At 63.3% G+C, this 16,695-nt stretch carries 19 protein-coding genes; 10 read left to right on the forward strand and 9 right to left on the reverse strand.

Annotated elements, in window-relative coordinates; genetic code table 11:
* Nucleotides 1-55 precede the first annotated feature (55 nt).
* Nucleotides 56-679, forward strand: coding sequence for a L,D-transpeptidase (locus NKJ81_RS05875; protein WP_352539938.1), 624 nt, complete (start codon nucleotides 56-58; stop codon nucleotides 677-679).
* 156 nt (nucleotides 680-835) lie between these two features.
* Here NKJ81_RS05875 and NKJ81_RS05880 read toward each other — a convergent pair whose 3' ends face one another.
* The 3 genes from NKJ81_RS05880 to NKJ81_RS05890 all read right to left on the reverse strand — a co-directional run bounded on the left by NKJ81_RS05880 (nucleotide 836) and on the right by NKJ81_RS05890 (nucleotide 4,349).
* A complete protein-coding gene (locus NKJ81_RS05880; RefSeq protein ID WP_352539939.1) occupies nucleotides 836-1,837 on the reverse strand; it encodes an LLM class flavin-dependent oxidoreductase in 1,002 nt (333 codons plus the stop codon).
* A 156-nt stretch (nucleotides 1,838-1,993) separates the two neighbouring features.
* Nucleotides 1,994-3,154 (reverse strand): AI-2E family transporter, encoded by a 1,161-nt coding sequence (locus NKJ81_RS05885; protein ID WP_352472364.1) that lies wholly within the window; start codon nucleotides 3,152-3,154, stop codon nucleotides 1,994-1,996.
* 133 nt (nucleotides 3,155-3,287) lie between these two features.
* Nucleotides 3,288-4,349: an LLM class flavin-dependent oxidoreductase gene (locus NKJ81_RS05890; protein WP_352539940.1), complete on the reverse strand. Its 1,062-nt coding sequence runs from the start codon at nucleotides 4,347-4,349 to the stop codon at nucleotides 3,288-3,290.
* A gap of 230 nt (nucleotides 4,350-4,579) precedes the next feature.
* Between NKJ81_RS05890 and NKJ81_RS05895 the strand changes: the two genes are divergently transcribed.
* Entirely contained in the window at nucleotides 4,580-5,008 is a 429-nt protein-coding gene (locus NKJ81_RS05895; protein WP_023718183.1) for a DUF6481 family protein, read from the forward strand.
* Nucleotides 5,009-5,090: 82 nt separating this feature from the next.
* Here NKJ81_RS05895 and NKJ81_RS05900 read toward each other — a convergent pair whose 3' ends face one another.
* Nucleotides 5,091-5,396: a DMT family transporter gene (locus NKJ81_RS05900; RefSeq protein WP_352539941.1), complete on the reverse strand. Its 306-nt coding sequence runs from the start codon at nucleotides 5,394-5,396 to the stop codon at nucleotides 5,091-5,093.
* A gap of 148 nt (nucleotides 5,397-5,544) precedes the next feature.
* Nucleotides 5,545-5,670: a hypothetical protein gene (locus NKJ81_RS05905; protein WP_013528464.1), complete on the reverse strand. Its 126-nt coding sequence runs from the start codon at nucleotides 5,668-5,670 to the stop codon at nucleotides 5,545-5,547.
* Nucleotides 5,671-5,885: 215 nt separating this feature from the next.
* Between NKJ81_RS05905 and NKJ81_RS05910 the strand changes: the two genes are divergently transcribed.
* The 3 genes from NKJ81_RS05910 to NKJ81_RS05920 all read left to right on the forward strand — a co-directional run bounded on the left by NKJ81_RS05910 (nucleotide 5,886) and on the right by NKJ81_RS05920 (nucleotide 8,268).
* Entirely contained in the window at nucleotides 5,886-6,695 is an 810-nt protein-coding gene (locus NKJ81_RS05910; protein ID WP_352539942.1) for a transglutaminase-like domain-containing protein, read from the forward strand.
* A 123-nt stretch (nucleotides 6,696-6,818) separates the two neighbouring features.
* Nucleotides 6,819-7,784 carry a cation diffusion facilitator family transporter gene (locus tag NKJ81_RS05915; protein WP_352539943.1) on the forward strand — a complete coding sequence of 322 codons (966 nt, stop codon included), beginning with the start codon at nucleotides 6,819-6,821 and terminating at the stop codon, nucleotides 7,782-7,784.
* 79 nt (nucleotides 7,785-7,863) lie between these two features.
* A complete protein-coding gene (locus tag NKJ81_RS05920; protein ID WP_023676952.1) occupies nucleotides 7,864-8,268 on the forward strand; it encodes a GFA family protein in 405 nt (134 codons plus the stop codon).
* 39 nt (nucleotides 8,269-8,307) lie between these two features.
* Here NKJ81_RS05920 and NKJ81_RS05925 read toward each other — a convergent pair whose 3' ends face one another.
* Nucleotides 8,308-9,570: a DNA recombination protein RmuC gene (locus NKJ81_RS05925; protein WP_352539944.1), complete on the reverse strand. Its 1,263-nt coding sequence runs from the start codon at nucleotides 9,568-9,570 to the stop codon at nucleotides 8,308-8,310.
* A gap of 103 nt (nucleotides 9,571-9,673) precedes the next feature.
* Here NKJ81_RS05925 and def point away from each other — a divergent pair, with 103 nt between their 5' ends.
* From def to truA, 4 genes are read left to right on the forward strand one after another with little or no spacing between them, the layout of a single operon-like run.
* Nucleotides 9,674-10,204 (forward strand): peptide deformylase, encoded by a 531-nt coding sequence (def, locus tag NKJ81_RS05930; RefSeq protein ID WP_352539945.1) that lies wholly within the window; start codon nucleotides 9,674-9,676, stop codon nucleotides 10,202-10,204.
* A gap of 16 nt (nucleotides 10,205-10,220) precedes the next feature.
* Nucleotides 10,221-11,150, forward strand: a complete 930-nt coding sequence (fmt, locus tag NKJ81_RS05935) for a methionyl-tRNA formyltransferase (protein ID WP_352540034.1) — start codon at nucleotides 10,221-10,223, stop codon at nucleotides 11,148-11,150.
* Nucleotides 11,147-11,656: a GNAT family N-acetyltransferase gene (locus NKJ81_RS05940; protein ID WP_352539946.1), complete on the forward strand. Its 510-nt coding sequence runs from the start codon at nucleotides 11,147-11,149 to the stop codon at nucleotides 11,654-11,656. Before fmt ends, NKJ81_RS05940 begins: the two co-directional genes overlap by 4 nt.
* Nucleotides 11,657-11,674: 18 nt before the next feature.
* Nucleotides 11,675-12,430, forward strand: a complete 756-nt coding sequence (truA, locus tag NKJ81_RS05945) for a tRNA pseudouridine(38-40) synthase TruA (protein ID WP_352539947.1) — start codon at nucleotides 11,675-11,677, stop codon at nucleotides 12,428-12,430.
* On the opposite strand, the gene NKJ81_RS05950 is transcribed toward truA, so the two are convergent.
* Both NKJ81_RS05950 and dapE read right to left on the reverse strand, forming a co-directional pair.
* Complete coding sequence (locus NKJ81_RS05950; RefSeq protein ID WP_352455970.1) at nucleotides 12,412-13,020, reverse strand: transporter; 609 nt, start codon at nucleotides 13,018-13,020, stop codon at nucleotides 12,412-12,414. The two genes, truA and NKJ81_RS05950, sit on opposite strands and share 19 nt — an antisense overlap.
* A gap of 2 nt (nucleotides 13,021-13,022) precedes the next feature.
* Nucleotides 13,023-14,222 (reverse strand): succinyl-diaminopimelate desuccinylase, encoded by a 1,200-nt coding sequence (gene dapE / locus NKJ81_RS05955; RefSeq protein ID WP_352472355.1) that lies wholly within the window; start codon nucleotides 14,220-14,222, stop codon nucleotides 13,023-13,025.
* Nucleotides 14,223-14,352: 130 nt separating this feature from the next.
* Here dapE and NKJ81_RS05960 point away from each other — a divergent pair, with 130 nt between their 5' ends.
* Nucleotides 14,353-15,384 carry a 2-dehydropantoate 2-reductase gene (locus tag NKJ81_RS05960; RefSeq protein WP_352539948.1) on the forward strand — a complete coding sequence of 344 codons (1,032 nt, stop codon included), beginning with the start codon at nucleotides 14,353-14,355 and terminating at the stop codon, nucleotides 15,382-15,384.
* Here NKJ81_RS05960 and NKJ81_RS05965 read toward each other — a convergent pair.
* Nucleotides 15,374-16,474 carry a diguanylate cyclase domain-containing protein gene (locus NKJ81_RS05965; protein ID WP_352539949.1) on the reverse strand — a complete coding sequence of 367 codons (1,101 nt, stop codon included), beginning with the start codon at nucleotides 16,472-16,474 and terminating at the stop codon, nucleotides 15,374-15,376. The two genes, NKJ81_RS05960 and NKJ81_RS05965, sit on opposite strands and share 11 nt — an antisense overlap.
* Between the last annotated feature and the right edge of the window lie 221 nt (nucleotides 16,475-16,695).

Here is a 16,695-nt window from a genome sequence, read left to right on the forward strand (position 1 = left end):
GATTAGGAATATGACGAGATGCGACAGATCGTTCACACGGGCGCCGGCTTGAGTCATGCGCGTGAAATCGATCCTAATCGGGCTGGTACTTGCTGGGATGGCCGCATTCTCCGGCTGCACCACCGGCGGAGCGTTACAGACCTTTCCCCAGGCCTATGGCGGCCTCACCGACGCCGGTTTTCGCGTTCCGCCGGTTCCGATCTACAAGGTTGACCAAAAGTTCCATCGGCAGACAGTGCCTTATGCGACTGAAGAGGCGCCGGGCACCATCATTGTCGATACAGGAGCGAAGTTCCTCTACTACGTGTTGGGAGACGGTCAGGCGCTGCGCTACGGAATCGGCGTCGGCAAGGCGGGCTTCGAGTGGCATGGCACTGCTCACGTTGCGAGGAAGCGCGAATGGCCGGATTGGAGCGCGCCGTCTGCGATGATCGTGCGCGAGCAGAAGCGAGGCCGCATCATACCGGCCCATATGGAGGGCGGACTCATGAACCCGCTCGGGGCGCGGGCGCTCTATCTTTTTAACGAGAAAGGTGACACTGGATATCGCCTGCACGGTAGCCCTGAATGGTGGTCCATCGGCAAAGCTGTGTCGGCGGGCTGCATTCGCCTCATGAACCAGGACATCATCGATCTCTATGACCGCGCCACAATCGGCACCAAGGTGATCGTCATTTAGTGGACGCCGCGTTTCCTGCTAACGGACGAGCATGACGGATCGAAAACCTCCGCGTAAAACGCGCGAAATGTTCGCTATGTCTTCGCACACCTGTTCGCGATGTTCCCTGCCTAAGGCCGGCCTTGCCCGCAACAGTGGCAAGTGGCGAACCAACTCTCAGGCAGCTTCCGACAGCGATTTGTGAGCGTCGGCCAGGATCTCGAACGAGCGCACCCGCGCCGCATGGTCGAAAATCTGCGCCGTGACCATCAACTCGTCGGCCCCTGTGCGGCGCACAAACGCCTCGATGCCTTGCCTGACCGTTTCCGGGGAGCCGACGACGGCGCAGGAAAGCGCTTGGCCGAGCATGGTCTTGGCCATTGGATCGAGGTCGCGCTCATATCCTTCGACCGGCGGCGGCAATCGGCCGGGCCGGCCGGTGCGCAGATTGACGAAGGCCTGCTGCAGCGAGGTGAACAACAACCGCGCCTGGGCATCGGAAGGAGCGGCGAAGACGTTGAGGCCGAGCATCACATAAGGCTTGTCGAGCTGCTCCGAAGGCTGGAAACGCGAGCGGTAGATCTCCAGTGCATGGTCGAGCTCGGCCGGCGCAAAATGCGAAGCGAAGGCGTAGGGCAGGCCGAGCATGGCGGCAAGCTGCGCGCCGTAGAGGCTGGAACCGAGAATCCAGATCGGCACCTTTTCGCCTTCGCCGGGCACCGCGCGGATGCGTTGGCCGTCTTCGGCCGGCTGCAAGTAACCCATCAGCTCGACGACGTCCTGCGGGAAATTGTCGGCGCCAGCGTCGAGGTTACGGCGCAGCGCCCGTGCTGTGGCCATGTCGGTGCCGGGCGCCCGCCCGAGGCCGAGATCGATGCGGCCAGGATGCAGAGCGTTAAGCGTACCGAACTGTTCGGCGATGACCAGCGGCGAATGATTGGGCAGCATGATGCCGCCGGCGCCGACGCGTATCGTATTGGTACCGCCGGCCACATGGGCAATGACCACCGAGGTGGCGGCGCTGGCGATGCCCGGCATATTGTGGTGCTCTGCCAGCCAATAGCGCCGGTAACCCAGCCGCTCGGCATGACGGGCGAGATCGAGCGAATTGGCGAGTGACTGTGAAGCGTTGCTGCCTTCGACGATCGGCGACAGGTCGAGAACGGAAAGAACGGTCATCGGCGCGGGTTTCCTGTGGGCCGAAGGGATGTAGGAAGCCGTTGCCGAGGCGGCAAATTCAAAATGTTGATGGAGCGCTGAGGGCACAACGGACGTGCGACCGATGCAAGGTCGTGATCTGCACCATCGGGGGGACGCTTTTGACCCTTTAAGCCGCTACTTGTTCACCTCGGAAATCTCTTCGTCCTCGATCGCTGCCGTGTGTTGCGCCGCCAGGAAATTGCCGACATGGCTGAGACCGTCGAAATGATCGCAGAACACCTTGATGACGACCAGCAGCGGCACCGCCAGCAGCGCGCCGACAAAACCCCATAGCCACGACCAGAAGGCGATGGCGATGAGGATCGCCACTGCGTTGATTTCGAGACGGCGGCCGACCACCGTCGGCGTCACGAACTGGCCTTCGACGATGTAGCATAGAACGACGAAGGCCGGCGCCAGCAGCGCGTAGGAAATCGTGTCGAAGCTTATTAGCGCAATGATCGTGACCAGCGTGATGGTGATTAACGCTCCGATATAGGGCAGGAAATTGAGCAGAGCCGCTGCCGCGCCCCAGACCTGCGCGTTTGGCACGCCGAGTGCCCACAGGCCGAGCCCGATGACCACGCCGAGACATGTATTGATGATCGTGACGGTAAGCAGATAGTGCGAGATTTCACGTTCGACGTCGTAGACGACACGCAGTGCCCGCTTCTTTTCGCTGAGACTGGGGAAGGATTGGACGATCTTTTCATAGAACATCGTGCCGGAGGCGAGCAGGAACAGCGACAGGACGAAGACGATGGTGACGCTGGTGCCGGCCGACAGTACATTGCCGGCGGCCTGCGAGAGAATACCGGATGGCGCCATCGCCACCCTCTGAACGCCCGGCTCCTGGGATGTCTGCGTCAGTCCCTCTATCTGACGCGAAACCTCCACGATCCTTTCGAACGGACGGCGCAGTTGTGCCAGACGTTCGGTAAGCTGCTGGCCGATCGTCGAGGTGTTGTTGATGAGATCGATGACCGGGCCGCTGAGCAGATATCCCGCGACGGCGACGAGGCAGAACGAAAGCAGCACCAGCAGTGTCGCTGAAATGACATCGGGCATGCCATGCTTGCGCAGGAAGCGAACGATCGGCGTCAGCGTCAGCGCCAGCAGGAAAGCCAGAATGACCGGCATGAAGAAGGCGCGGGCGAAGTAAAGCGCGTAGATCGCCATGAGGATGAAGATGCCGACGAGCAGCGAACGCATCAGATGCGCATCCGCCCGCGCCTCGACGCGCGGATCCGGGCTTTCGGCAGCGCTTGCGCCCGAAGCGTCGGGTTCGGCTTTCATTCTGACCCTCGGCGGCACACCGCGATTGGTGCAGACCGTTGGCGAAAACGCCTCTGTCGCTTCAAGGTTCCGTTAGCCGGCGTCACCGGCAAGGCCGCCTCGCGGCCTTGCCAATGAATCAGGTGACTGGGAATCAGGCAACCGGCGCCGCCACGGCGGGAACGGCCTTCGCAGTTTCCCGGCGCACGATCGGCGCCACTTTGGTGCCGTAGAGTTCGATGGCCTTCATCACCTTGGCGTGCGGCATGGTGCCGATCGCCATTTGCAGCAGGAAGCGGTCGTTGCCGAATATCCTGTGCTGGGCAACGATCTTCTCGGCCACCTGTTCTGGATTGCCGACGAACAGCGCGCCGTTTGGGCCGCGCGATTGGTCGAAATGCGCCCGCGATGTCGGCCCCCAGCCGCGCTCGCGGCCGATGCGGTTCATCACCTCGGCCTGCGGCCCGTAAAAATCGTCGGCTGCCTGGTCCGTGCTGTCGGCAATGAAGCCGTGCACGTTGAGACTGGTGGCAAGGCTTGCCGGATCGTTGCCGGCGCGCCTGGCTGCATCCCTGTAGATGTCGAACAGCGGTGCGAACCGCGCCGGCTCGCCACCGATGATCGCCAGTGCCAGCGGCAACCCGAGCACGCCCGCGCGGGCGACGGATTGCGGTGTTCCACCGACGGCGATCCAGATCGGCAATTTGTCCTGCAAGGGCCGCGGGTAGACGCCGCGGTCGTTGATCGGCGCGCGCAGACTGCCCGACCAGGTCACCTTGACATGATCGCGGATGGCGAGCAGCAGGTCGAGCTTCTCGGCGAAGAGCTCGTCATAATCTTCGAGATTGTAGCCGAACAGCGGAAAGGACTCGATGAACGAGCCGCGCCCGGCCATGATCTCGGCACGGCCGCCGGACAGAAGATCGAGGGTGGCAAACTGCTGGAAGACGCGCACCGGATCGTCGGAGGACAGCACGGTGACAGCGCTGGTCAGCCTTATGCGCTTGGTCCGTTCGGCCGCCGCCGCCAGCGCCACCGCCGGAGCCGAGGCAGCATAGTCGGGACGGTGGTGCTCGCCGAGACCAAAGACGTCCAGCCCGACCTGGTCGGCGAGCTCGATCTCCTCGATCAAATTGCGCAACCGCTCATGCGCACCGATCGCACCGGGACCCGGTTCCGGGCTGACGTCGGCGAAGGTGTAGAGACCGAGTTCCATAGTGTGTCATCTCAGCGTTTTGTCTTGGCGCTACACGTAGCGATCAGTCCGCCGCCCCGCCAGATGCCTGGATGGTGAACAGTGCGGGTGCCTTTCAGCCGAATTCAATCGAAATGGCGTCTCCCGGCTGCAACAGATCAGAATTTCATGGCTGGCATACCGTTTTGGCGCTTGAACTCTCGGTTTTCGCGCGTATGTAAGCGTCGCAAATTGACTTCAGGGAAGTGGACTTGGCTATCTATAGGGAAAAAGACGTTTTCGAGCGGCGCAATGCCGCAAACGAGGCAAAGAAGGCGCTTCTGGAGCGCTTCAAGGCAAAGCCGGCGGCAGATGATCCAGCGGTGCTGGCACGACAGGCCGAGCGCAAGGCAATCCTCGAGGCCCGCGCTATACGTGAGGCCGAAAAGGCCAGGCTGAAGCAGGAAAAGCTGGCGCGCGAAGCGGCCGAAAAGGCCGAGCGCGAGGCAGCTGCCGAAGCGGCACGCATCGCCGCGGAAGAAGCCGCACAGGCCGAAGCGAAGATCCGGGAAGCTGAAGAGAACGAGCGCATCGCCCGTTTTCTTGCCGACGAGGCCGAACGCAAGGCCAAGCGTGACGCACGCTATGCCGCGCGCAAGCAGCGCACCGGCAGGACGCCGCCCGGCTTCTCCGCGCGATAGCGCCTTCCGGCACTGATCAGCCGAATTCAAGAATCAGGGCCGCCTTGCAGCGGCCCCGAACACGTTCGTCTGTCAGAATCGGCTAAGCCGCGAGCTTCAGTCCCATGATGCCGCAGACGATTAGCGCGATGCAGGCCAGCCTGATCGCCGTCGCTGGCTCGCCGAGCAGCCATATCCCCAACAGCGCCGTGCCGATGCCGGTCCACACCGCGTAAGCGGTGCCGACCGCCAACGCCTTCAGCGCCAGGCCGAGCAAGGTCAGGCTGACGATCATCGAGGCAACCGTCAGGACGGTTGGCAGCGGCTTCGAGAATCCGTCGGTGTATTTGAGGCCGATCGCCCAGCCGATCTCGAACAGGCCGGCGAGGAACAGGAAAACCGACGACATCGGAACGCTCCGTTTCGATGGCTTTCGGCCGATTTCTTGAAAAGCGCAAAAATTGCCTTCGCCGCATCCAAGGGGATGCGCGTGAGCTTAATGAACAATCATACCGGCCGCGTTTGCGGCCGGTCGAAATAAGCCGGTAGCTGCGGCTCTACTTGTCCTTCAGCTTCATCGCCTTCACCGGCGGTGCCTTCAGGGCCGGCGCCGGAGCCGGTTTCTTCGCGTCCTTCTTCGGCTTGCGGGCCTCCTTGCCTGCCTTCATCGCACCCTTAGCCATGATTCGTTCCTCCAGTTGATATCTGGCGAAGTGAAACAAGAGAAAACGTTCGACTGCAAGAGGCCGCTGCCGTGCAGTCGCCTGGCCGATGGGCTGTCAACCGGTTTCTAATTCCCTCGTAAACCGCAGCGGTCCGTGCCATGGTCTTCTTCGCACTGCAGCATCAGCCCTCGCGTTTCGCCAGCTGATGATCAGGCAGGCCGGTCAGGACGACAATGCGGATCCACATCGGTTGCCAGATGAGCTTCGACTTCCCGCAGGAAACACCGCTGATCGCGATGCTAAATGTCCATTATTCGCGCGCATCCGATCTTGAGCGGCCGGACTTCCTGACGTCGAACCCGCCGGTGCCGATCGAGAGCTACCGCGACAGTTTCGGCAATTGGTGCAACCGTTTCGTTGCGCCGGCCGGGCGCTTTGCGTTCGGCACGGACGCGGTGATCCGCGACCCCGGCTCCTTCGAGACGCGCGAGCTGACGGCGTGGCAGCACGAGGTGCGCGATCTGCCGTCGGAGACGCTGCTGTTCCTGCTGCCCAGCCGCTATTGCGAGAGCGACGTGCTGTCGAATGAAGCGTGGCGGCTGTTCGGCAGCACCCCGCTCGGCATTCCGCGCGTCCAGGCGGTCTGCGACTTCGTCCATAACCACATCGTCTTCAACTATTTCAATGCGCGGCCGACGCGCACCGCCGCCGAGGCCTATCGCGAGCAGAGTGGTGTATGCCGCGACTTTGCTCATCTCGCTGTCGCCTTCTGCCGCGCCCTGAACATTCCGACCCGCTACTGCACCGGCTATATCAGTGATATCGGCCTGCCAAAGCCGTGGTCGGACATGGATTTCGCCGCCTGGATGGAAGTCTATCTCGGCGGCCGCTGGCAAGCGTTCGACCCGCGCAACAACGCGCCGCGCATCGGCCGCATCCTGATTGCCTCCGGACGCGATGCCGCCGATGTGCCGCTGACCCACATTTTTGGGCCGGGCGCGCTGGCTGGCTTCAAGGTCTGGACGGACGAGGTCGTCGAATAGCCCCGCGCCGCCCTTTTGAACAACTGACCTTGTGAACAACTGGGCACTTCGGGCGTTGTGGGGGACTGTGGAGCGTGGGCGGGCGCTCCGCCAATCTCGGTGCATCAACCAAGGCAGCACACCATGGCGGCGCATGGCGGGTCAAAAAAAGTGATCTATGCGGCGCTCGCCGGAAATCTTGCGATCGCACTGACCAAATTTGCCGCTGCCTTGTTCACGGGCAGCTCGGCAATGCTCTCGGAATGCGTCCACTCGCTCGTCGATACCGGCAATGGCAGCCTGCTGCTTTACGGCATGCACCGTGCCGCCCGGCCGGCCGACCGCACGCATCCGCTCGGCCATGGCCGCGAGCTGTACTTCTGGAGCTTCATCGTCGCGCTCCTCGTCTTTGCACTGGGTGCCGGCATATCGTTCTACGAAGGCGTGACGCACATCATGGCGCCGGAGCCGATCGCCAACGCCAAGGTGAACTACGCTGTCCTTGGCCTTTCCTTCCTCTTCGAAGGCACCTCTTGGCTGGTGGCGCTGAAGGAATTCCGCCACCAAAAAGGCAGCCACGGCTGGCTTGAGGCGGTGCAGCTCAGCAAGGATCCGAGTGTCTACACCGTACTCTTCGAGGACAGCGCGGCACTTCTCGGCCTCGTTGTCGCCTTCGCCGGGATATTGGCGGCGGAATTGCTGGACATGCCGAAGCTCGACGGCGCCGCGTCGATCGGCATCGCGCTGATCCTGGGCGCGACCGCGATCTTCCTGGCGCGAGAAAGCAAGAGCCTGCTGCTCGGCGAGCCGGCCTCGCCCGAGGTGCAAACAGAGGTGCTGGCCATCATCCAGCAGGACCCGGCGGTGCAACGGGCAAATGGCGTGCTGACGCTGCATATGGGTCCGCAGGAGATCGTCGCCGCTTTGAGCATCGAGTTCGAGGATCATTTGTCGGCGCCGGAGATAGAGACCTGTGTCGAGCGCCTCGAGACGCGGCTGAAGGCGGAGATGCCGGAGGTGACGCGGCTGTTCGTCAAGCCGCAGACCACCGGCACCTGGGAACGCCGGAGCAAGGCCTTGGCGGGGGCATCCGGACAAGAACCGGCCTAAGGAAAATGGCTTGAGGAAATCGATGCGCATCGGGCAGTCCCGGCTATGATCGCAGGCAAAAGCTCCAGGAGGAACGAAGATGAAAATCGACGGCGCGTGTCATTGTGGCGCTATCACTTACGAGGCCGAAGTCGATCCGGAAAAGACCACCATTTGTCACTGCATCGATTGTCAGAAGCTAACCGGAACGGCTTTTCGCGTCACCGTGCCGGCGTCCGAGGACAATTACAGGATCACCAAGGGCACGCCGAAGATCTATATCAAGACCGGTTCGAGTGGCGCCAAGCGCGCCCAGGCATTTTGCGGTGAGTGCGGCTCGCATCTCTACGCCACGTCGGCGGGCGAGGGACCGAAGGTTTACGGTATCAGGGTCGGCACGGCACGGCAGCGCGAGCAACTGGTGCCGAGAAAGCAGATCTGGCACCGCTCGGCGCTGCATTGGCTGCCCGAATTCGAAGGCACAACCATCATCGAGGAGCAGTAGCGCCAGACCGGGGCGAAGCCTCCGGTTCCGGCGTAGCTCTCAATCGTCGCCTTCGACGACCCTTAGCCTCAACTGCCCGGTTTTCGAATCGGCGACGCGCGGGCTGCTTTCCGCTTTTGCTCCGCTGCCATTCGAACCGGGGGTGTCCTCCGCCGGCTGCACGCCAAACTCCAGCGCCTCGATCTTCTGTCCGCGCCTGGTCACCTTCGATGTCGAGACCAGGATGTCCTCGATGTCCTTGGCCGATTGGCCGAAATGCGTCTGCAATTTGCGCACCCGCTCGTCTAGCCGGGAGACGTCTTCCATTAGCCGGATAACCTCGCCCTGGATCAGGTGTGCCTGCTCGCGCATGCGCGCATCCTTGAGGATCGCCTGGATGACCTGGATCGACAGCATCAAAAGCGATGGCGAGACGATGACGATCCGTGAGCGATGCGCCTTCTGGACAACCGCCTCGAAATTCTCGTGGATTTCGGCGAACACCGATTCCGAAGGCACGAACATGAAGGCGGTGTCCTGCGTCTCGCCCTGGATCAGGTATTTTTCGGAAATATCGCGGACATGCACCTCGATGTCGCGGCGGAAAGCCTGTGCGGCGGTCTTCTGCAGTTCGGCGCCTTCGGCGGCCCGGATGGCATTCCAGGCCTCGAGCGGAAACTTTGCGTCGATGGCAAGCGACGGCGCGCCGTTCGGCATCTTTACCAGGCAGTCGGGCCGGCTGCCATTCGACAAGGTCGCCTGGAATTCATAAGCGCCGTGCGGCAATCCGTCGGCGACGATGGCTTCCATACGCGACTGGCCGAAGGCGCCGCGCGTCTGCTTGTTGGAAAGGATCGCCTGCAATTGCACGACCTGGCCGGCCAGCGACTGGATGTTGCCTTGCGCAATATCGATGACCGCCAGCCGTTCCTGCAGCTTGGCGAGGCTCTCATGCGTCGATCTCGTCTGCTCGGTCATGGTCTGGCCCAGGCGGCCGGTCATGGCATCGAGACGCTGGCCGATCGACTGTGTCAGTTCCGCCTGGCGCGCCCCGAACACTTCGGCGATGGCGCCCATGCGGCCCTGCATTTCCGCTTGGGATTGCAGAATGCCGGCCATCCGCACCTCGGCGTCGCGGGCGTGGTCGGCGGCTTCGGCGGCCGCCACTGCACGCGCCTTGGCCGATCGCCAGAGCGCAACGACGAGCGCCACGAACAGTCCAAGGAACAGCATTGCGCCGAAACCCAGGGCATGGCCGAGCGTGATCGTGGTGGCGCCTAGGCGGGCGACAGGTTCGGACAGGATGGTGGCCAGATCGTTCATGTCGACAGCATAGATGATTCGGTCTGCCAGCACAGATCAAAACGTGAACGACCCGAAGGCGCCCCGGTTGACGCTTTTCCTGCGAGGTCTTAGGTGAGACGCCATGTCGATCAAGCCGCTTATCATCCTTCCCGATCCCGTCCTGCGTCAGGTTTCAAAACCGGTCGAGCGTGTCGACGGGGATTTGCGCAAACTGGCCGGCGACATGCTGGACACCATGTATGACGCGCCCGGCATCGGCCTCGCAGCGATCCAGGTCGGCGAACCCTTGCGCATGCTGGTGATCGACCTGGCCAAAGAGGACGAGACGCCGGCACCGCACGTCTTCATCAATCCCGAAATCCTCGAAAGCTCCGACCAGCGTTCGGTCTACGAGGAAGGCTGCCTGTCGATCCCGGATTACTATGCCGAGGTCGAGCGTCCGGCGGCGGTGCGGGTGAAGTTTCTCGACCGCGACGGCAAGCTGCAGGAGATCGAGGCCGAGGGGCTGATGGCGACCTGCCTGCAGCATGAAATCGACCACCTCAACGGCGTGCTGTTCATCGATTACATCTCCAAGCTGAAGCGCGACATGGTGGTCAAGAAATTCAAGAAGCTCGCCAGGGACAAGGCGCCGGGCAAGATGGTGGGGTAGGCGTCGACGAATGCCCCTGCGTGTCATCTTCATGGGTACGCCCGAATTCTCCGTGCCGACGCTGCGGGCGATTGCCGGGGCCGGGCACGAGTTGGCAGCCGTCTACACGCAGCCGCCGCGCGCCGGCGGCCGGCGCGGGCTCGAACTGACGCCGTCGCCGGTGCAGCGCGAGGCGGAGCGGCTTGGCATCGAGGTGCGGTCGCCGGTGTCGCTGAAGGGCGAGGCGGAGCAGGAGGCGTTCCGCGCCTTAGGTGCCGACGTCGCCGTGGTCGTCGCCTATGGGCTGCTCCTCCCCAAACCCATTCTCGAGGCGCCGCGGCTCGGTTGCCTCAACGGCCACGCATCGCTGCTGCCGCGCTGGCGCGGCGCTGCCCCTATCCAGCGCGCCATCATGGCCGGCGATACCGAAACGGGCATGATGGTGATGCGGATGGAGGAAGGCCTCGACACCGGCCCGGTGGCAATGGTTGAAAAATGCGCCATTGGACCCGACATGACGGCCGGCGATCTGCACGATCGGCTGATGGTCTTGGGTGCTTCGCTGATAGTGCAAGCGCTCGAACGGCTGGAGCGGAATACGCTGACATTTACCACACAGGCGGAGGTGGGGGTGACCTACGCCAAGAAAATCGATAAATCGGAGACTCGCATAGACTGGCTGCGACCTGCCGGCGACGTGCACAACCAGATTCGCGGTCTGTCGCCCTTTCCCGGTGCATGGTGCGAGGCCGAAATCGGCGGCCGCGTGGAACGGCTGAAACTGCTTCGCTCGACGCTCTCGCAAGGCGCCGGCGAACCGGGAGGAATTCTCGATGACCGGCTGACAGTCGCCTGCGGGTCAGGCGCGATCAGGCCGGTCGAAGTTCAACGTGCGGGCGCAAGGCCCATTGCCGCGCAGGAGTTTCTGCGCGGCGCCAAGCTCGAAAAAGGAATGAAATTGTCATGAGCATGATGTCCATACGCGCGGCGACGCCGCGGGACCGCGAGGCGATCCGCCTTGTCGAAGAACACGCATTCGGCCAGCAGGCGGAGGCCGGACTGGTCGACGCGCTGGTCACAGGCGGTGATGCCGTCGTCGAACTGGTGGCGGACGAAGACGGGCAAGTGGTCGGCCATATCCTGTTTTCACGGCTTTTCGTGCAGAATGGCGGCAAGAGCTTCCCGGCGGTGGCTTTGGCTCCTTTGGCGGTCGAGCCGTCGTTCCACGGCACCGGCATCGGAGGTGCGCTGGTCCGCGAGGCGCATATCCGCCTGAAGGCTGCTGGCGAGACGCTCGCCGTGGTGCTCGGCGATCCGGCTTACTATGGCCGTTTCGGCTACAGCCGCGCCCGTGCAGCAAAATTCGAGAGCGAGTACCAAAGCGAGGCTTTGCAGGCGCTTGCCTGGGGCGAGGCGCCGGAGACCGGCATGCTGGTCTACGCCTCGGCCTTCGGCTCAGCCCTCGCCGCCTGATTTCGCCTCGATCCGGGAATGCCGCGTTTTCGCCTCGACATCGAATATGACGGCAGTCTCTTCGCCGGCTGGCAGCGCCAGGCCAACCAGCCTTCGGTGCAGCAGGCGATCGAGCGGGCGATCGAGAAGTTCTGTGGCGAGCAGGTTTCGCTGCGCGCCGCCGGCCGCACCGATGCTGGCGTCCATGCGACCGCTCAGGTGGCGCATGTCGATCTGATCAAGGCATGGCCCGGCGACAAGGTGCGCGACGCAGTCAACGCGCATCTGCAAGCGGCCAAGGTGCGCATCGCCATCCTGAAGGCCGCAGTCGTGCCGGATGGCTTCGATGCGCGTTTCTCGGCGATCGGCCGCCATTACCTCTACCGCATCGTCAATCGCCGCGCGCCGGCGGCGCTCGACAAGGGCAAGATCTGGTGGGTACCGAAGCAGCTCGATGCCGGTGCCATGCACGAGGCGGCAAAGGTGCTGGTTGGCCGGCATGATTTCACCACCTTCCGCTCGACCCAGTGCCAAGCCACCAGCCCCATCCGCACGCTCGACCGGCTGGATGTCAGCCGGGCGGGCGATTTCATTGAGGTCCGCGCTTCGGCGCGGTCATTCCTGCACAACCAGGTGCGCTCGATGGTCGGCTCGCTCAAACGTGTCGGCGAAGGCGGCTGGACTGTTGCCGACCTCAAGGCGGCGCTTGAGGCGCGCGACCGTGCGGCCTGCGGTCAGGTGGCGCCGCCCGACGGGCTGTTTCTCGTCGGCGTCGATTATCCGACGCCTGGCTGATCCGGAACGCTGATCCCGAGCAGCGCCTGCAGGCCGAACAGGACGATCAGCGACGCCACGAACATGCCGGCAAAAACGGCGCTGCCGGTGGCCGCACCCCTGCCGATCGCAACGTTGGTCATCCGCCAGGTCAAGACCATCGACAGCGCGAACAACAGCAGCGACACCAGTCCGGAGACTTCGTTGGCCGATGTCAGGAAAAGCCGGATCAACGCCGATGGCAGCATCATCCAGGCGATGATCGCCGAGGCCCAATTGCTGGCCACGACATAATGGACGAAACGGCCGCCGACGCCGACCCGCGGCGCCACCAGGGCGAGGCCTATGAGCGGCAGCACCCAGGCGCCGATATCGACGGTTGCCAGGCGGATCAACATGCTGAAACGGCCGACGAATGCGTTGGGATCGCCGATTTCGTTGGCAATACCGACCCAGCCGACGATCAGTGCCGGCGCCGCGACGACGATGGCAAAAAAGGAGTTCCAGAAACCGTCCGCCGAAAGGTCGAGCAGGCGAAATCCGTCGGCTTTGCCGAGCATCAGCCGCCAGGCACCGGCAAGCGAAGCGTAGGTTTCATCCGCTGAAAGCATCACTAGGATATGTCCTGCGCAAACCAGTCTTCAACGAAGCGCAGATAAATCTGCGTCAGCGTCTCGAGGTCGGCAATCGCCACGCGTTCGTCGACCATGTGCATGGTCTTGCCGACCAGTCCGAATTCGACCACCGGACAATAATCCTTGATGAAGCGGGCATCGGAGGTGCCGCCGGAGGTGGAGAGCGCCGGCTTCCTGCCGGTCACCGCCTTGATCGAGCCGCCAAGCGTCTCGATCAACCTGTCGTCGCGTGTCAGGAAAACGTGGCTCGGTCCGTCGCGCCAGACGATCTCGTAGTCGACCGGCGTCTTCTTGCCGGCGCGGTATTTCTTGCGTTTCGCCGCCCGGTCGAGGCGGTTGTGGATCTCGGCCTGGATCGTCTCGGCAGTCCAAGTGTCGTTGAAGCGAATATTAAAGGTAGCCGCCGCCTTCGCCGGGATGACGTTGGTGGCAGGATTGCCGACATCGATGGAGGTCACCTCAAGATTGGTCGGCTGGAAATCCCTTGTTCCGTTGTCGAAGACGGGGTGCAGCAAGGCGTCGACCAGCGTCACAAGGCCGCGCACCGGGTTGTCGGCTAGCTGCGGATAGGCGGCGTGGCCCTGGCGGCCGTTGACGACGACCGTGCCGGAGAGCGAGCCGCGCCGGCCGATCTTGATCATATCGCCGAGCGCATCGGGATTGGTCGGCTCGCCGACGATCGCAGCATGCCATTTCTCGCCCTTGGCAGCCGCCCATTCGAGCAGTTTCGTCGTGCCGTTGATCGCCGGCCCTTCCTCGTCGCCGGTGATCAGCAGCGAGACCGACCCCTTCGGGCCGCCCTTCTGCGCGATATGTCGCGCTACCGCCGCGACGAAACAAGCAATGCCGCCCTTCATGTCGACGGCGCCGCGGCCGAACATCTCGCCATTGGCGATCTCGGCGCCAAAGGGTGGGTGCGTCCAGGCTGTTTCATCGCCCACCGGCACCACATCGGTATGGCCGGCAAACATCAGATGCGGGCCGTTGCCGGAACGCCGCGCGTAAAGGTTCTCTATGTCAGGTGTGCCGGATTCGGAAAACACCGGGCGCTCGACGGCAAAGCCGAGCGGCTTCAACATTTCTTCCAGCGCGCTCAGCGCACCGCCTTCGGCGGGCGTCACGGAAGCGCAGCGGATGAGAGCAGCCAGATTTCTGGTCGGATCGGTAGGCAGCGTCATGGGCAAAAGCGATAGTCGAAAGCGCAAGGCCTGTCACGGCCAGACATAAGGGCCAGCCATGCCGCCGACATTATGGTTTTCATGCCGTATAAGTTGCGGCAAGGCCTCTCAACCAGGACAGGGCCATCGCATGATCACGCATGGCAGGACGATCGTAATCGCCGGTGCCGGCAGTATCGGGTGCTACGCCGGCGGCTGCCTGATACTTGCCGGGCGAAAGGTGGTTCTGCTGGCGCGGCCTCGCATCGAGAAGGCGCTGCAAAAAGGTGGATTGCGCATCACCGACCGTGATGGCCGCGACCGATCCGTCAAGCCGGAGGCATTGTCGGTCACCGCCGATCCGGCCGCGGCATTCCCCGGTGCCGATGTCATCCTGCTAACGGTCAAGAGCGGCGCGACGCAAGACATGGCCGGGCTTATTGCGGCCCATGCCCGACCGGATGCGGTGGTACTCAGTCTGCAGAACGGCGTCGACAATGCCGATAAGTTGCGAGCCCATCTCACCGCCCGGCGGGTGCTCGCGGGCATGGTGCCGTTCAACGTGGTCCAATCACCGGAGGGCGAATTGCCGCTTCGCCTGCACCGCGCCAGCGGCGGCAAGGTGATGATCGAACAGGGCGCGACAGGCCTTGACGAACTGCTCGACGTCGAGGGCTTTGCCGTCGCCACACATGGTGACATCGAAGCGGTGCTATGGGGCAAGCTGCTGCTCAACCTCAACAACGCGCTGGTGGCGCTTTCCGGCCTGCCGCTGGCGGCAGAGCTTGCCGATCGCCGCTGGCGGCTGATCCTGGCCGGCCAGATCGACGAAGCATTGGCGGCAATGATGGCGACAGGCATCGAACCCGCTCGCATCGCCGGCCTGCGTCCCGCGCTGCTGCCGAAAGTGCTTCGCCTGCCCGACTGGCTGTTCAAGTTCTTGGCGCGTCGGATGCTTGCCATCGATCCGGCCGCGCGTTCGTCGATGTGGGATGACCTTCAGCGCCGCCGGCCCTCGGAGATCGGCGAACTGCAAGGCGCGGCCTTGCGTTTGGCCGAAAAGGCCGGCACGCCGGCGCCGTTGCTGAAGCGCGTGACGGCATTGGTGCGCGCGGTCGAGCAGGAAAGAGGCGGATCGCCCTGCCTGTCGCCGGAAGCCGTTGTCGCGTCCGTCAGATCGTAGCCCGCACAGGCGCCCAGTAACGGCCCTTGCCGGTGCGCTTGGCTTCGTACAGCGCATGGTCGGAACAGGTGAGCAGGATTTCCGGATCGCCGCCGTCGGCGGGTGCGAAGGCGCTGCCGACGCTCAAGCCGACATGGATGGCGGAACCGACCCCGAGGTCGAAAGGCACCGAGACCTTTTCGATGGCCCGCTTTGCCAAGTAGGTGGCCTCGATCTCCGAGGTTGCGGGCAAAAGGATGACAAATTCATCGCCGCCAATGCGGAAGACCACGTCCCCCGGACGGAAGCCCCGCTTCAATCGTTCGGCCACCTTGCGCAGCAGCACGTCGCCGACGGCGTGGCCAAAACGGTCGTTGACGTGTTTGAAACCGTCGAGATCCATGCTGAGCACTGCAAACGGCTTGCCGCCATTAGCGGCCGGCGCCGCAAGGTCGCGGCACATGTCGCGCAATTTCTCCTGCAGGAAGATGCGGTTTGGCAGGCCGGTCAGCGCGTCCTTGATGGCCAGGTCGCGATTGTCCAGTTCGGCGCGGATCATGCGGGCATTGATTGCGTGGTTCTGAAGCAGCACGATGATGACGCCGACCACATAGAACGGCGTTTGAATTCCGACGATCGGCATTCCGGGCGCCGCAGAAAACAATGCACCGACCACGTAAGGCAGGCTTACGGCCAACATGACGAATATGGCGAAGCGCGGGGTCGCCGCATTGCGTGACGACACCACGCCGACGACGCCTGCGACATTCAAGGCGGCAAGTACGGAAAGCGCCATATTCCCGCTGGCAACACAGCCATAGCAGCCGAGGCCGAAAACGACCGACCAGACGCCGCTGGCTGCCATCAGGCCCGCCAGCGGCCCTTTCGAGCCGCGCCTGCGGGCCTGCTCGCATTCCCGCATCAGCAGAACGCGGACGGTGAAAAGCATCAGGTCGGCGGCAATCCAGGCGTAGGGCCACCAATCCCCGGTGGCAAGAGCGGCGCTGACTGCAACCAACAGAACGCTGATGGTGCCGAACAGGACTGCGAATTTGCGGTCGAAGGTGGTGTCGAGAAGCCGGGCGCGGACAGCTTCCGGTTCCAATTTCATCGGCGAAGAGAACCAGGCAAAGAGGCGAGCGGCGGCGCTCCACGTTTTGCGCGGCTCCTTGGTGATCAGGGATAGGTCGCTTGCCAGTCGAGCGCTCCGTGCCGGTCGACACAGTCTTCGCCGGCATGCTGGGCCAGGGTGATTAACATTCGCTTAGAGCATCCGGCGCAAACCGGGCTTTCGGAACTCCCCGCTCCGCCGCTCTGGAGCAATTCCAGGAA

The sequence above is a fragment of the Mesorhizobium sp. M0018 genome (genome assembly GCF_040323955.1).
Classification (GTDB): domain Bacteria; phylum Pseudomonadota; class Alphaproteobacteria; order Rhizobiales; family Rhizobiaceae; genus Mesorhizobium.